The sequence below is a fragment of the Pseudomonas sp. BS3782 TE3695 genome (genome assembly GCF_050435305.1).
In the GTDB taxonomy this organism is placed as follows: domain Bacteria; phylum Pseudomonadota; class Gammaproteobacteria; order Pseudomonadales; family Pseudomonadaceae; genus Aquipseudomonas.
This window is the reverse complement of sequence record NZ_JBNDKB010000001.1, coordinates 4,950,716-4,966,589: the sequence shown is the minus strand read 5'-3', so window position 1 is coordinate 4,966,589 and position 15,874 is coordinate 4,950,716. Positions and strand designations below refer to the sequence as shown.

At 59.6% G+C, this 15,874-nt stretch carries 12 protein-coding genes; 3 read left to right on the top strand and 9 right to left on the bottom strand.

From position 1 onward, the window contains the following. Positions 1-19 precede the first annotated feature (19 nt). The 4 genes from ABH909_RS22360 to ABH909_RS22345 form a co-directional block, all read right to left on the bottom strand. Positions 20-1,975 (bottom strand): acetyl/propionyl/methylcrotonyl-CoA carboxylase subunit alpha, encoded by a 1,956-nt coding sequence (locus ABH909_RS22360; RefSeq protein ID WP_429437190.1) that lies wholly within the window; start codon positions 1,973-1,975, stop codon positions 20-22. Further along, entirely contained in the window at positions 1,975-2,790 is an 816-nt protein-coding gene (locus ABH909_RS22355) for a gamma-carboxygeranoyl-CoA hydratase (RefSeq protein ID WP_429437187.1), read from the bottom strand. Before ABH909_RS22355 ends, ABH909_RS22360 begins: the two co-directional genes overlap by 1 nt. A gap of 115 nt (positions 2,791-2,905) precedes the next feature. After that, positions 2,906-4,510: a carboxyl transferase domain-containing protein gene (locus ABH909_RS22350; RefSeq protein WP_429437185.1), complete on the bottom strand. Its 1,605-nt coding sequence runs from the start codon at positions 4,508-4,510 to the stop codon at positions 2,906-2,908. 101 nt (positions 4,511-4,611) lie between these two features. Next, positions 4,612-5,775: an isovaleryl-CoA dehydrogenase gene (locus ABH909_RS22345; RefSeq protein WP_429437182.1), complete on the bottom strand. Its 1,164-nt coding sequence runs from the start codon at positions 5,773-5,775 to the stop codon at positions 4,612-4,614. A 317-nt stretch (positions 5,776-6,092) separates the two neighbouring features. On the opposite strand from ABH909_RS22345, the gene ABH909_RS22340 reads away from it, so the two are divergent. After that, on the top strand, positions 6,093-7,790 hold the full coding sequence (locus tag ABH909_RS22340) for an AMP-binding protein (RefSeq protein ID WP_429437180.1): 1,698 nt from the start codon (positions 6,093-6,095) through the stop codon (positions 7,788-7,790). Positions 7,791-8,464: 674 nt separating this feature from the next. On the opposite strand, the gene ABH909_RS22335 is transcribed toward ABH909_RS22340, so the two are convergent. The 3 genes from ABH909_RS22335 to ABH909_RS22325 all read right to left on the bottom strand — a co-directional run bounded on the left by ABH909_RS22335 (position 8,465) and on the right by ABH909_RS22325 (position 11,038). Next, the gene (locus ABH909_RS22335; protein ID WP_429437178.1) at positions 8,465-9,364 is read right to left on the bottom strand and encodes a hydroxymethylglutaryl-CoA lyase; all 900 of its coding nucleotides are present in this window, start codon (positions 9,362-9,364) and stop codon (positions 8,465-8,467) included. Between the two features lie 146 nt (positions 9,365-9,510). Then, the gene (locus ABH909_RS22330; RefSeq protein ID WP_008068244.1) at positions 9,511-9,912 is read right to left on the bottom strand and encodes a MerR family transcriptional regulator; all 402 of its coding nucleotides are present in this window, start codon (positions 9,910-9,912) and stop codon (positions 9,511-9,513) included. Positions 9,913-10,108: 196 nt separating this feature from the next. Beyond that, positions 10,109-11,038, bottom strand: a complete 930-nt coding sequence (locus tag ABH909_RS22325; protein ID WP_007904083.1) for a LysR family transcriptional regulator — start codon at positions 11,036-11,038, stop codon at positions 10,109-10,111. A 165-nt stretch (positions 11,039-11,203) separates the two neighbouring features. Between ABH909_RS22325 and ABH909_RS22320 the strand changes: the two genes are divergently transcribed. Next, positions 11,204-12,433 carry an acyl-CoA dehydrogenase gene (locus ABH909_RS22320; protein ID WP_429437175.1) on the top strand — a complete coding sequence of 410 codons (1,230 nt, stop codon included), beginning with the start codon at positions 11,204-11,206 and terminating at the stop codon, positions 12,431-12,433. Positions 12,434-12,565: 132 nt separating this feature from the next. Here ABH909_RS22320 and ABH909_RS22315 read toward each other — a convergent pair whose 3' ends face one another. Continuing rightward, positions 12,566-13,906 carry a substrate-binding domain-containing protein gene (locus tag ABH909_RS22315; protein WP_429437172.1) on the bottom strand — a complete coding sequence of 447 codons (1,341 nt, stop codon included), beginning with the start codon at positions 13,904-13,906 and terminating at the stop codon, positions 12,566-12,568. Positions 13,907-14,060: 154 nt separating this feature from the next. Next, on the bottom strand, positions 14,061-14,873 hold the full coding sequence (xthA, locus tag ABH909_RS22310; protein WP_429437170.1) for an exodeoxyribonuclease III: 813 nt from the start codon (positions 14,871-14,873) through the stop codon (positions 14,061-14,063). Between the two features lie 331 nt (positions 14,874-15,204). Between xthA and ABH909_RS22305 the strand changes: the two genes are divergently transcribed. Beyond that, positions 15,205-15,855: a GNAT family N-acetyltransferase gene (locus tag ABH909_RS22305; protein WP_095631576.1), complete on the top strand. Its 651-nt coding sequence runs from the start codon at positions 15,205-15,207 to the stop codon at positions 15,853-15,855. The last annotated feature ends 19 nt before the right edge of the window (positions 15,856-15,874 follow it).

Sequence of the window (15,874 nt, the reverse complement as noted above, 5' to 3'; positions counted from 1 at the left end):
CGTAGGACCGATCTTCATTTCACGCCTGTTCCAACTCCACCAATGCACTGCCTTCGCTGACCATCTCGCCTTCCTGGCAATACAACGCCTTGATAATCCCAGCGTGGGGCGCGCGAATGCTGTGCTCCATTTTCATCGCTTCCAGCACCACCAATTGCGCCCCGGCTTCGACCGTTTGCCCAGCCTCTACCAGCACTCGCACGATGCTGCCGTTCATAGGTGCGGTGAGTCCGCCCTGATGGCTGTGACTGGCTTCGACGGCACTGATCGGGTCATACGACTCGATGTGGCGCAGCTCACCGTCCCATTGCAGATACAGCGCCTCGCCCCGGCGGATTGCCCGATGTTGGCGGTGCAAACCGTTGTGGTCGGTCAGCAGGTATTCACCCTTGAGCTGCGCGGTATGAGCGTCGGCATCACCCAAAGTCAGCGCCCGGTCTTGCCCTTCGCAACTCAAATGCAGGGTGATTTCTGTGGGCAGCCCAATACGCAAACCATTGTTGATCGCCCAAGGCGAACTCAAGTCATCGGCGCGTGAAACAGTCGGTTGGCTTTGTGCGAACGCCTGCGCGGCCGCTTGCCAGAATTCATCGCTGAGGTCTGAAGGTGCTGGCAGCAGTTGTTCCTGATAACGCGGAATAAACCCGGTATCCAGCTCCGCCGCGGCAAATGCCGGATGACCGACGATTCGGCGCAGGAAGTTGATGTTGGTTTTCAGCCCGCCGATGACAAACTCATCGAGCATGCTCAGCAAACGCAGCCGCGCCTGCTCACGGTCTTCGCCCCAGGCAATCAGCTTGCCGAGCATCGGGTCGTAGAAGGGCGAAATCTCGTCGCCTTCTTCGACACCACTGTCGACGCGACGCCCCGGCCCTGCGGCGGATTCGCGATATAACGTCAGACGCCCGGTGGCCGGCAGAAAATCGTTGCCCGGGTCTTCGGCGTACAGCCGCACTTCGATCGCATGGCCGATCAGCGGTACCTGATCCTGGGTCATCGGCAACACTTCACCGCGGGCCACGCGAATCTGCCAGGCCACCAGATCGAGGCCGGTAATGGCTTCGGTGACCGGGTGCTCGACTTGCAGGCGCGTGTTCATCTCCATGAAGAAGAACTCACCGCGCGCATCCAGCAAAAACTCCACGGTGCCTGCACCGACATAACCGATGGCCTGTGCCGAGCGTACGGCGGCTTCGCCCATGGCGCGACGCAGTTCCGGGCTCAGACCCGGAGCCGGGGCTTCTTCGACGACTTTCTGATGCCGACGCTGGATCGAGCAATCACGTTCATTGAGGTACAGACAGTTGCCATGCTGGTCGGCGAATACCTGGATTTCCACGTGGCGTGGCTTGAGCAGGTACTTCTCCACCAACATCCGCGAGTCGCCGAATGACGACTGCGCTTCACGTTGCGCCGAGGCCAGGGCTTCGGCCAGTTGGCTGACGTCCTCGACGACTTTCATGCCTTTACCGCCGCCGCCCGCCGTGGCTTTGAGCAGCACCGGATAACCGATGCGTGCGCAGGCGTCGCGGAAGGTGTCGAGGTCTTGGGCTTCGCCGTGGTAGCCGGGCACCAGTGGCACGCCTGCAGTTTCCATCAGGGCCTTGGCCGCGGACTTGCTGCCCATGGCGTCGATGGCCGAGGCGGGAGGGCCGAGAAAAATCAGGCCGGCCGCTTCGATTGCGCGGGCGAACCCGGCATTTTCCGAGAGAAAGCCATAACCGGGATGAATCGCCTGGGCGTCGCTGGCTTTCGCGGCGGCGATCAGTTTATCGATTTGCAGGTAACTGTCGGCGGCTTTGCTGCCGCCCAGATCAACGCGGATATCGGCTTCGCGGCTGTGCCGGGCATCACGATCGGTGGCGCTGTGCACGGCCACGGTGGTCAGGCCCAGGGCTTTGGCGGTGCGCATCACCCGGCAAGCGATTTCGCCCCGGTTGGCCACCAGCAAGGTGGTGAGAACAGGTGCGCTCATCAACGCGGCTCCTTGAGGATGGTTTCGGCTTGCCAGGTTGGCGAGCGTTTTTGCAGGAAGGCGCGCAGGCCTTCCTGGCCTTCGGGGCTGACGCGGATTCGGGCGATGGCATTTTCGGTGTAGCGTCGCAGCGCCGGAGTCAGCGCGCCATGGCCGACTTCACGCAGCAAGTCCTTGCTGGCGCGCATGGCCGCCGGACTGTTGAGCAGCAGGTTGTCGACCCATTGATCGACTTTCTGCTCCAGTTCAGCCATCGGGTAGCTCTCCGACAACAGGCCGATTTCCCGGGCCCGTTGCCCGCCGAATCGTTCGGCGGTCAAGGCATAGCGGCGTGCTGCGCGTTCGCCGATGGCTTGCACCACGAACGGGCTGATGACCGCCGGTGCCAGGCCGATGCGCACTTCCGACAGGCAGAACTGTGCGTCATCGGCGCCGATCGCCATGTCGCAGCAACTGATCAGACCCAGCGCGCCGCCATAGGCCGCGCCTTGCACCACCGCCACCGTCGGGATTTTCAGCTTGGCGAGGTTGTACATCAATTCCGCCAGTTCCCGGGCGTCGTCAAGGTTGGTGTGGTAATCGAGTTCGGCCGATTGCTGCATCCAGGCCAGATCGGCACCAGCGCTGAAATGTTTGCCGCGCCCACGGATCAGCAGAAAACGCAGGCTGGCATCGCTCGATACTTTGTCCAGCGCGAGGATCAGTTCGCGGATCATTTCGGCGTTGAAGGCGTTGTTCTTTTCTTCACGGCTGAGCCACAGGGTCGCAAAACCCCTTGGATCGCTCAGCAGTTCGAGGGTGTTGAAGTCGCTCATGTTTGTCCGTCTCCACAACTCATGTGGGAGCGGGCTTGCTCGCGAAGAACGATAACGCGGTGCATCAGGTAAACCGCGGTGAATCCTTCGCGAGCAAGCCCGCTCCCACAAAAAATCACATCCGGAACACGCCGAAGCGGCTCGGTTCGATTGGCGCGTTCAGCGACGCCGACAAGGCCAGGGCCAATACATCGCGGGTCTGCGCCGGGTCGATGACACCGTCGTCCCACAGTCGAGCGCTGGAATAATAGGGGTGACCTTGCTCTTCGTACTGATCGAGGATCGGTTGCTTGATCTCGGCTTCCTGCTCGGCGCTGAAACCATGGCCACCGCGCTCGGCTTGCTCACGCTTGACCTGCACCAGCACGCCTGCCGCCTGTTCGGCACCCATCACGCCGATCCGCGCGTTTGGCCACATCCACAGGAAGCGCGGATCGTAAGCCCGACCGCACATGCCGTAGTTACCGGCACCGAAGCTGCCGCCGATGATCACGGTGAATTTCGGTACCTTGGCACACGCCACGGCCGTCACCAGTTTCGCACCGTGCTTGGCGATGCCGCCGGCTTCGTATTTCTGGCCGACCATGAAACCGGTGATGTTTTGCAGGAACAACAATGGAATGCCGCGCTGGCAGGCCAGCTCAATGAAGTGCGCGCCTTTCTGCGCGGCTTCGGCGAACAGGATGCCGTTGTTGGCGAGGATCGCGATCGGGTAACCGTGCAGGTGGGCAAAGCCGCAGACCAATGTCGTGCCGAACAATGCCTTGAATTCATCGAACACCGAGCCGTCCACCAGCCGAGCGATCACTTCGCGCACATCGAAGGGTTGCTTGGCATCCGCCGACACCACGCCGTACAACTCGTCGCTGCTGTACAGCGGCGCGATCGGCGTGCGTTGTTGCAGTTCACCGAGCTTGCGCCAATTGAGGTTGGCGACGCTGCGCCGGGCCAAGGCGAGGGCGTGTTCATCGCTTTCGGCGTAGTGATCGGCAACCCCGGAAATCTTGCAGTGCACATCGGCCCCGCCGAGGTCTTCAGCGCTGACCACTTCACCGGTCGCTGCCTTTACCAGCGGCGGGCCGGCGAGGAAAATCGTTGCCTGCTGACGAACCATGATCGCCTCATCGGCCATCGCGGGTACATAAGCGCCACCGGCGGTGCAGGAGCCCATGACCACCGCAATCTGCGGAATGCCCATGGCGCTCATGTTGGCCTGGTTGAAGAAGATCCGCCCGAAGTGTTCGCGGTCCGGAAACACTTCATCCTGACGCGGCAAGTTGGCGCCGCCGGAGTCCACCAGATAAATGCAGGGCAGGCGATTTTGCTGGGCGATGGTTTGCGCGCGTAGGTGTTTTTTCACGGTCAGCGGGTAATACGAGCCGCCTTTCACGGTGGCATCGTTGGCGACGATCATGCATTCGACGCCTTCCACCCGGCCGATTCCGGCAATCACGCCAGCGGCGGGAACGTCTTCGCCGTACACCGCGTAGGCCGCCAGTTGGCTGATTTCCAGAAACGGCGAGCCGGGATCGAGCAGACGATTGATCCGCTCACGGGGCAGCAACTTACCCCGCGAAGTATGCCGCTCCTGAGCCTTCGGGCCGCCACCTTGCTGCACTTGCGCGAGCAGGGTGTGCAGGGCGTCGACCTGCTTGAGCATTGCCGCGCTGTTGGCCGCGAACTCCGCTGAACGAGGGTTGAGCTGGGTATGCAAAATCATGGGGCTACTCCGTAGCAGCTTCAAGTTGCAAGCTACAAGTTCAAAGCATGAGCACGTTTCCCTCTTGCCGCTTGAAGCTTGTCGCTTGCCGCTGACGAAATTCATTTCGTCTCGTTGAACAGTTCGCGACCGATGAGCATGCGACGGATCTCACTGGTACCGGCACCGATTTCATACAGCTTGGCGTCACGCAGCAGACGACCGGCCGGGAATTCGTTGATGTAGCCGTTACCACCGAGAATCTGGATCGCATCGAGGGCCATTCGGGTCGCGCATTCGGCGCTGTAGAGGATGACGCCGGCGGCGTCCTTGCGCGCGGTTTCGCCGCGCTCGCAGGCCTGAGCCACCGCATACAGGTAGGCGCGGCTGGCGTTGAGTTGGGTGTACATGTCGGCGACTTTGCCCTGGATCAGCTGGAATTCGCCGATGCTCTGGCCGAATTGTTTGCGGTCATGGATGTACGGAACGATCAGGTCCATGCAAGCCTGCATGATCCCGGTCGGGCCGCCCGAGAGCACAACGCGCTCGTAGTCGAGGCCGCTCATCAGCACTTTCACGCCACCGTTGAGCACGCCGAGGACGTTTTCTTTCGGCACTTCGACGTCATCGAAAAACAGCTCGCAAGTGTTCGAACCGCGCATGCCAAGCTTGTCGAATTTGTTGCTGCGGCTGAAACCCTTCCAGTCACGTTCGACGATGAACGCGGTGATGCCATGGGGGCCTTTTTCCAGGTCGGTCTTGGCGTAGATCACGTAGGTGTTGGCGTCAGGGCCGTTGGTGATCCAGGTTTTGCTGCCGTTGAGTACGTAATGGTCGCCACGTTTGTCGGCGCGCAGTTTCATCGAGACCACGTCGGAACCGGCATTCGGTTCGCTCATGGCCAGCGCCCCGATGTGCTCGCCGCTGATCAGTTTCGGCAGGTATTTGCTTTTCTGTTCGTGAGTGCCGTTGCGGTTGATCTGGTTGACGCAGAGGTTGGAGTGGGCGCCGTAGGACAACGCGACCGAAGCCGAACCGCGGCTGATTTCTTCCATGGCGACGACGTGCGCCAGGTAACCCAGGCCCGCGCCGCCGTACTCTTCCGGCACGGTAATACCCAGCAGGCCCATGTCGCCGAATTTGCGCCACAGGTCGGCGGGGAACAGGTTGTCGATGTCGATCTGAGCTGCGCGTGGGGCGATCTCTTTGGCGACGAAGGACTGAACCTGATCGCGCAGCATGTCGATGGTTTCACCGAGGGCAAAGTTCAGGGATGGGTAGCTCATGGGGCACCTTTTGGCTTTTTTGTAGGGTGGGAAGGGCAGTGATTCGGCTCTCACCTTTACGTTAACGTAAGCCTGTGATGAATGGCTGTCAATCACCCTTTACGTTAACGTCAACTTGAGCGAGAGTAGAGCCAGTTCTGAAAGACTGTGGCGAGGGAGCTTGCTCCCGCTCGAGCGCGAAGCGGTCGCAAAATCAGTATCCGAGGTGTGTCAGGCAGCCCCTGACAGCTGATTTCACGACTGCTGCGCAGCCGAACGGGAGCAAGCTCCCTCGCCACACAAGACTCGCTCTTACAATAAAGACAATAGGGGTCGTCATGGATCAACCCAGTGCAAGCCCGCAGCGCAGCTATACCCGTGGTTCCCAGGACAAAGCCTTGCTGGCGATGACCATCGGGCAGGCATTCGATAACACGGTCGCGCAATACCCGAACGGGGAGGCGCTGGTCGTGCGCCATCAGCAGTTGCGCTACACCTGGCAGCAACTGTCAGAGGCCGTCGACCGGCACGCCAGAGCATTTTTGGCGTTGGGCTTGCAGGCCGGTGACCGGCTCGGCATCTGGGCGCCGAATTGTGCCCAGTGGTGCATCAGCCAGTTCGCCAGCGCGAAAATCGGTGTGATCCTGGTCAACATCAATCCGGCTTACCGCAGTTCCGAACTCGAATACGTGTTGAAGCAGTCCGGTTGCCAATGGCTGGTCTGCGCCGGGGCCTTCAAGACCTCCGACTATCACGGCATGTTGCAAGGATTGGTTCCGGAACTGACGGAGCAATCCATCGGCCAGTTGCAGAGCGAACGCCTGCCGGAACTGCGCGGCGTGATCAGCCTGGATGCCCAACCGCCATCGGGTTTCCTGCCGTGGTCGCAGCTGATCGATCTGGCGGCCAGCGTGTCGGTCGAGCAATTGCGCGAACGTCAGGAGAGTCTGCATTTCGATCAAGCGGTAAACATCCAATACACCTCAGGCACCACCGGTTTCCCCAAGGGCGCGACCCTCAGCCACTACAACATTCTCAACAACGGTTACATGGTCGGCGAAAGCCTTGGGCTGACGGCCAATGATCGGCTGGTGATTCCGGTGCCGCTGTATCACTGCTTCGGCATGGTCATGGGCAACCTCGGCTGCGTCACCCACGCCAGCACCATGATCTATCCCAACGACGCCTTCGATCCATTGCTGACGTTGAACACCGTCGCCGAAGAAAAAGCCACCGCGCTTTACGGCGTGCCGACCATGTTCATCGCCATGCTCGATCAGCCCAAGCGCGCCGAGTTTGATTTGTCGAGCCTGCGCACCGGGATCATGGCCGGGGCGACCTGTCCGATCGAGGTGATGCGCCGGGTGATCAATGAAATGCACATGAGCGAAGTGCAGATTGCCTACGGCATGACGGAAACCAGCCCCGTGTCTTCGCAGACCGGTCCGTCAGACGAGCTGGAATTGCGCGTCACCACCGTTGGCCGAACCCAGCCGCAACTGGAAAGCAAAATCATCGACGAGGCGGGCAACCTGGTACCGCGCGGCACCATCGGTGAGCTGTGTACCCGAGGCTACAGCGTGATGCTCGGCTACTGGAATAATCCGCAAGGCACCGCCGAGGCTATCGATGAGGCGGGCTGGATGCACACCGGCGATCTGGCGAGCATGAACGACGAAGGCTACGTCTGCATCGCCGGGCGTAACAAAGACATGATCATCCGCGGCGGTGAGAATATTTACCCAAGGGAGCTGGAAGAGTTCTTCTTCACCCATCCGGCGGTTGCCGACGTGCAGGTGATCGGCATTCCTTGCTCCCGCTACGGCGAAGAGATCGTCGCCTGGATCAAGTTCCATCCCGGCCACAGCGCCACCGAGCAGGAACTGCAAGCCTGGTGCAAGGAGCGCATAGCGCACTTCAAGACACCGCGTTACTTCAAATTCGTCGAGGAATTTCCGATGACGGTGACTGGGAAGATCCAGAAGTTTCGGATGCGTGAAATCAGTATCGAGGAGCTACGCATCAACAAAGACTGACACATAACCAGTGTGGGAGCGGGCTTGCTCGCGAATGCGGTGGATCAATCACCATTAGTATTGACTGACACACCGCATTCGCGAGCAAGCCCGCTCCCACATTTGGATCGAGAAAAACCGGAAGGCAAGAAAGCACAAAGGGGAGCCGAAGCTCCCCTTTAATTTTGTCGTACGTGCTCTTTTTTTATTATTGAGGGGCGGTCTGTTGTTGTTTTTGGTAACCGTGGCCCTTTACCGCTGTTTTTGTCGATCCCCATCCGGGATCAAGAGCAAACGTATTTTTTTGAGCGCTGATCTACTTTTTCGCCAAGCGATCCAACCAGTTCGGGAGCTACCTGAAGGTAGTTTTATTGTTCTCTGCCCGGTTGCGGGTTACTTCGAAAAGCACCCTGAAAAGCACATCCTCTCCAAAAAAATCTGTTAGCTGCGTCTCTGCCGTGTTGTTCTTGTTATGTCAGAGTCGTTACGTCTTATTTTTATTGGTTTGCAGTTTTTATTCTTGTTATGCCATAGAGATAGCAGAAGCCGTGCCAACTTTTTAAAACCCTTTTAAATCAATAGTTTGTGTTTTTCGTAGGGTTTTTCATCCAACCCGAACCCGACAATTTGTTTCCGTGTTACTCGTTCCGCCCACGTTTCAGAACACGCGGTAACACCCGGACACATTCACACTGTCACTGTGCGCTGCGGGCCTTGGCCACGCGCGAACCGGTAGGGCGCCCCAGCACCGCGCAAATCTGCTGGCCGGCTCGAATCAAGGCGTCCAGGTCGATTCCGGTCTCGATACCCAGGCCGTTGAGCAGGTAAACCACGTCTTCGGTCGCGACATTACCGCTGGCGCCCTTGGCGTATGGGCAGCCGCCGAGGCCGGCGATGGAGCTGTCGAATACCGCGATGCCTTCCAGCAGGCTGGCGTAGATGTTGGCCATGGCCTGGCCGTAGGTATCGTGAAAGTGCCCGGCCAGTTTTTCACGTGGCACATCGGCCGAGACCACTTCGAACATTTTGCGGGTCGCGCCAGCGGTGCCGGTGCCGATGGTGTCCCCTAGCGAAACTTCGTAGCAGCCCATCGCATAGAGCTCACGAGCAACCCGGGCGACGTGTTCCGGTGCAATGTCACCTTCATACGGGCAGCCCAGCACGCAGGACACGTAACCGCGCACGCTGACGCCGTGTTGTCTGGCGGCGTCCATGATCGGCACGAAACGCTCCAGGCTTTCGCTGATCGAGCAATTGATGTTGCGCTGGGAAAACGATTCGGACGCTGCGGCAAACACCGCGACTTCCTTGACCCCGGCGGCGATGGCGTCTTCAAAGCCCCGCAGGTTGGGGGCGAGGGCGCCATAGGTCACGCCCGACTTGCGCTGGATCTGCGCGAAAACCTCGGCGGAACCGGCCATTTGCGGCACCCATTTGGGCGAGACGAAACTGCCGACTTCTATATAGCCCAGGCCTGCGGCGGTCAGTGCGTCAACCAGTTGCACCTTGTCTGCAACGCTGATGGGCTGGGCTTCGTTTTGCAGACCGTCGCGGGGGCCGACTTCGACCAGGCGTACGTGGGTGGGTAGGGACATGGAGGATTTCACCTGTAGTAGTGGACGAACGACGATCTACCGTGGGAGCGGGCTTGCTCGCGAAGGCGTCGGGCCAGCCGACATCAGTGTTGAATGACAGACCGCTTTCGCGAGCAAGCCCGCTCCCACATTAAATCGTTGTACGGTTATTGGACCGCCTGCTGGCTCTTGATTGTCTGTTCCAGCGCCTGAGTGCAGCGCTCTTCGGCCGTGTCGAGTTCCAGTTTCATCTGTTCGATGTCCAGCAGTTGCTGTTCGAGCTGTTCCCGACGCTCGGCAATTTTCGCCAGCATGCTGTGCAGTTGCTTGGTGTTACCGCTGGAGGGGTCATAGAGCTCGATCAGCTCGCGGCATTCGGCGAGGGAAAAACCAATGCGTTTGCCCCGCAGGATCAGCTTCAGGCTGACCTTGTCACGGGGCGAGTAAATGCGCTCCTGGCCGCGACGCTCGGGGCTGAGCAGGCCTTGCTCTTCATAGAAGCGAATAGCCCGGGTGGTGATGTCGAGCTCGCGGGCGAGATCGGAAATGCTATAGGTCTGGCTGCTCATGGAAGCGCTCGAAAAAGGTCATGGCGCTAAGCTAATGGCAGGTTGACGTTTACGTCAAGGGGCATGGATCTTCGTTGTTATCACCGGCCTCTTCGCGAGCAAGCCCGCTCCCACAGGTGATCGCGTTCTCTCAGGGGAATGCGATCAATGTGGGAGCGAGGCTTGCCCGCGAAGAACGATGACGCGGTCCAAAGCCCTACACCTTATCGAGCTTCTTCTCATGCGCCGTAACCTGTTGGCACAACTCGATCATCTGCTCGCGCATCCAGCGGTTGGCCGGGTCCTGGTCGGTGCTTTCGTGCCAGTAAAGGTGGGTTTCCACCGGCGGAACTTCTTTGACCGGCAGGTTCACCGCGTACAAGTCATGGCGACGGGCGAAGCGTTCCGGCACGGTCATGACCATGTCGGTCTGCTGCAACACCTGGGACGCCATCAAGTAATGCTGGGAGCGCAGGGCAATCTTGCGCTGGATGCCCATTTTGCCCAGGGCCAGATCGACATAACCCAGACCGCTGCGCCGGCTGGAGATATGAATGTGGGTCAGTGACAGATAATCGTCGAGGGTGAATTTCTCTTTGCCCGCCAACGGATGGCCCTTGCGCATGGCGCACACGTATCGGTCCTCCATCAACTTGACGTGACGCACCTGCGGGTCGGTATTGAGTGGCGCATCCACCGCAAAATCGAGACGTCCGGCCGCCAGTTCCTTGGTGGTCTCACGACGTTTGGACAGGAAGCTCTCGATGATCACCGTCGGCGCCAGGCGTCGCAGGCGCTGGAACAGCGGCGGCAGGATCACCGCTTCGGTGAGGTCAGTCATGCTGATGCGGTAAGTCTTGACCGCCTGCAACGGGTTGAAGATACGGCTTTCCTGCACCGACACCCGCAGCAAGGAGAGGGCGTTACGCACCGGGCCGATGATGTTCTGCGCCATCGGCGTGGGCACCATGCCTTGGGCGGTGCGCACGAAAAGCGGATCGTTGAAGGTCTCGCGCAGGCGGGCCAGAGCGTTCGACACCGCTGGTTGAGTAATACCGACAATCTGCCCGGCGCGCGTCAGGTTGGCTTCGGTGTAGATCGCGTCGAAGACGATGAAAAGGTTGAGGTCGACCTTGCTCAGATTCATTGCGCTGCGCTCTCTGTTCTTGTTATCAGGAAGGGGGCTCGATCAGTCGATCATATATCGGTGATGAATGTTAATACACGCCGAGAATAGGCTAGGTAAATTATCAATGCTGTTCTAGCATCGATTGCATGACCTGAACAACCTCCCTTTAGAAGGTAGCTGCCCATGGATTTCGCTTATTCGCCCAAAGTGCAAGAACTGCGTGAGCGCGTGACCGCGTTCATGGACACCTACGTTTACCCCGCTGAAGCGGTGTTCGAACGCCAGGTCGCCGAGGGCGATCGCTGGCAGCCGACAGCGATCATGGAAGAACTCAAACTCAAGGCCAAAGCTGAAGGCCTGTGGAATTTGTTCCTGCCTGAATCCGAACTCGGCGCCGGCCTGAGCAACCTCGAATATGCGCCATTGGCGGAAATCATGGGCCGCTCGCTGCTCGGTCCTGAGCCGTTCAACTGCTCTGCGCCAGACACCGGCAACATGGAAGTGCTGGTGCGTTACGCCAATGAAGAACAGAAGCAACGCTGGCTCGAACCGCTGCTGCGCGGCGAGATTCGCTCGGCGTTCGCCATGACCGAGCCGGACGTGGCCTCGTCTGATGCCACCAACATGGCCGCCCGCGCTGTGCGTGATGGCGACGAGTGGGTGATCAACGGTAAGAAATGGTGGACCTCAGGGGCCTGCGATCCGCGCTGCAAGATCCTGATCTTCATGGGCCTGAGCAACCCGGATGCACCGCGCCATGCGCAGCACTCGATGATTCTGGTGCCGGTGGATACCCCAGGCGTGAAGATTGTCCGTCCGCTGCCGGTGTTCGGTTATGACGACGCGCCTCACGGTCACGCCGAAGTACTGTTCGAAAACGTACGGGTGCCGTATGAAAACGTCCTGTTGGGTGAAGGGCGCGGCTTCGAAATTGCTCAGGGTCGCCTCGGCCCAGGCCGGATTCACCACTGCATGCGTTCGATCGGCATGGCCGAGCGTGCGTTGGAGTTGATGTGCAAACGTGCGGTCAACCGCACTGCGTTCGGTAAACCCTTGGCGCGACTGGGCGGTAACATCGACAAAATCGCCGACTCACGGATGGAGATCGACATGGCGCGCCTGTTGACGTTGAAAGCCGCGTACATGATGGACACCGTCGGCAACAAGGTGGCGAAGAGCGAAATCGCGCAGATCAAAGTCGTCGCACCGAACGTGGCATTGCGGGTGATCGACCGGGCGATCCAGATCCATGGCGGGGCAGGGGTTTCCAACGATTTCCCGCTGGCCTACATGTACGCCATGCAACGCACCCTGCGCTTGGCCGACGGCCCGGACGAAGTGCACCGCGCGGCGATCGGCAAGTTCGAGATCGGCAAATATGTGCCGAAAGAGATGATGCGTAGCGGTCAGTAAATCCGCGGCGCCTGCCATTCGCGAGCAAGCCCGCTCCCACATTTGACCGCACTCCCTTGAGAGAACTCGGTCACCTGTGGGAGCGGGCTTGCTCGCGAATGCGTCAGACCTTTCACCGCGAGGGTGTCTGGTTCAATACACCCAAACCTCAACCCGCCGATTCTTGATCCGCCCCTCATCCCCGCTGTTGGTCGCCACCGGCATTTCGGCGCCGAAACCGCGAATCTCGCGAAACACCACGCCGCTTTTCACCAGTTCTCGCCGCACCGCCATGGCCCGCAGTTTCGACAGCAGATCGGCCCGCGCCGGGTCGCTCTTGGCGTCGCCAAACCCCACCAGCGTCACCTGCCGATTGGTTTTGTGGTGCTGCTTTATATAGTCGAGCACCCGTGACAGGTCTTGTCGGGCCTTGTTGTCCAGCGTCGCGCTGCCTTCTTCGAAACGGAAATTCACCGTCAGCCGCTGGGCATGGCGACTGAGTGCCTGATAACCCTCAGGCATCAGCGCATTCGGCGTGACGGCCATGGCCTGAACGGTCTGCGCGATAAAGCCATTGGCCGCGACGATCGCCTGGCCTTTGCTGCTTTGGGCAAACTTCACCAAGGCCTTGGCCCAGGGATTTTTCCCATTTGGCGGCAGGTAAAAGAACAGCCGACGAGACAGCGGGTAATCTTCCGTCGCGATCAGGCTAGTGACCGGCAGCATGGCCTGTGAGTCGCCATCGACAATGGCCACGGCTTTGGCCTGGCGTACATAAGGCAAACCGATGAAGCCAATGCCTTGCGGATCCAGACTGACGGCGTCGGACAATTGCTCGCTGGATTCGAAGCGTTTCGCGTTGCCGCTCAGGGATTCCCCACGCGGGCTGAGGACCAGTTCCTTGAATGTGTCATAGGTGCCCGATTGGTCATCCCGCGCGTAAAGATGAATCGTCCCACCGCTGCCGCCGAGTGCTTCCCAGGTTTTCGCTTCGCCGCTGAAGATTCGCGCCAGTTGTACGGTGTTGAGTTGCTTCAGCCGATTGTGCGGATGAAGGATGATTGCCAGCCCGTCGATGGCGATGACTTGCTCGGCAATCGGACTTTTCAGGTCGCCCAGCGGCTCAAGATCCAGCCGTTCGTTGTCCTTGATCGGGCGCGACGAAGCCGCGAGATCGGCCCAGGCGTTTTTCAGGGCTTTGAACCCGGTGCTGGAACCATGGGCCGCGATCTCCACCTCGACCCGGCGTCCCTGAACGGTTTCACCGACGATGCGTTGTTCGTTGGCTTTGTCCGGGGCTTCGCGGTGAATCTTGAGCAAGCCCTGTTCACGCATCAAGCCTTCGACCAGCGCCGGGCCTAATGCCGCGCCAATGGTGTTGGAGCCCTGGATGCGCAACACCGGGCCACGTTCGGGCGTCGGCAAATCGCTGGCCGACACCGTTAACGGCAGCAGGGCGGCGAGCATCGACACAAACAACACGCGCAGCGTCATGCCGGCACCTTATAAGCCTGGGAAAGTGCCGGGAGAATAAGTCAGTAAGGTTTCTGAACGATGACAGATCAAAAGATCGCAGCCTTCGGCAGCTCCTACACTGGGGTGGCGTACATTCTGTAGGAGCTGCCGAAGGCTGCGATCTTTTGCGTCGTTAGCTCAACTCAAGCCAGATAGGTGCGTGATCGGAGGGCTTTTCCATTGCGCGCAAATCGTAATCGACGCCGGCATCCTTCACTCGCGGCAACAAGCCATGGGAGGCCATGATCAGGTCAATCCGCAGCCCGCGCTTGGGCTCATCTTCAAATCCGCGGCTGCGGTAGTCGAACCAGCTGAAACGGTCGGCAACGTCCGGGTTCAAGTGACGGAAGCTGTCCACCAGGCCCCAATTCTTCAGGCGGGCCATCCATTCGCGCTCTTCGGGCAGGAAGCTGCATTTGCCGGTTTTCAGCCAGCGTTTCATGTTGTCCGGGCCGATGCCGATGTCGCAGTCTTCCGGGGAAATGTTCACATCGCCCATCACCACAATCGGCTGGTCGTTGCTGAACCGGCTTTCCAGCAACTGCTGCAAATCGCTGTAGAAACGTTCCTTGGCCGGGAATTTGGTCGGATGATCGCGGCTTTCGCCCTGTGGGAAATAGCCGTTCATGATGGTCACCGGCACGCCATTGGCGTCGGCAAACGTGCCCCAGATGAAGCGCCGCTGAGCGTCGTCTTCATCGGTGGCGAAACCTTTGTACAGCGCAATCGGCTCCTGGCGCGAGAGCAGGGCCACGCCGTAGTGGCCTTTTTGCCCATGGAAATGCACGTGATAACCCAGGGCCTGAACCTCGGCCAGGGGGAACTGGTCGTCGTGGACCTTGGTTTCCTGCAGGCCGATCACGTCCGGTTGATGCTTTTCAATCAGCGCCGCCAACTGATGCGGGCGAGCGCGCAGCCCGTTGATGTTGAAGGAGACGATCTTCATGGTCGGCAGTCCTGGCAAAAGTGCGATGCTAGCTGACATGTAGGAATGGGGCCAGCCTTGGGGTGAGGCGATTCGTTGTGTTCTGTCAGAGATGTGTTGGCAGATCGGGCCTCTTCGCGGGCAAGCCCGCTCCCACAGTATCCGTGTCGTACACAAAATCTGTGAACGCCACTGAAACTGTGGGAGCGTGGCTTACCCGCGAAGGCATCAGCCCGGTCGATGAAGATCCCGGCTTGGTCTATACCTTGTCTGGGGAACTGTGAAGCCACCCAAAGGCTCGTACCAATAAGAACGCGGGCCTTCTGAGCCGCGCCCAGGGAGATCCGCCGCTATGCCCGAAACCTCGACCGCCATTGCCGATATTCACATGCTCGACAGCGGCTATTCCCGTGAAGCCCGCTCCCTGTTGTATCAGGCGTACCGGCACGAGCCGACATTCGGCTATCTGTTCGAGGCCGAGCGCCCCGGTTACGAACAGCGAGTACGGGCGACGGTGCGCGAACTGGTCAAGCAACACTTTCTTCAGGAGTTGCCGGCCATCGGCCTGCTGGTCAATGACCGCTTGATTGGCATTGCTCTGATCGCACCGCCGCAACGCCGCCTGGGCATCACCGAAAGCTGGGCCTGGCGCCTGCGAATGGTGCTCAGCACCGGGTTTCGTTGTACCCGACGCTACCTCGATTACCATGCCGCCGTCATGGCATGCGTGCCGTCCGATGCGGTGCATGTTTTGCCATTGCTGGGGGTTCACCCGCAATTCCAGGGCAAGCACTTTGGCGAACAACTGCTGCAAGCGGTGCATAACTGGTGCGCGGTCGATGAACACTCCCAAGGCGTGATCCTCGACACCGGGAACCCTCGTTATCTGGAGTTCTATAAGCGACAGGGCTATGAGGAAATCGGCGAAGTAGCAGTAGGACCGATTCTTGAACACGTGTTTTTCCATGCAAATCCGCAGGTGTTACAAACGGCAACGGCATAACCGTAGAACTTTCGCGGCA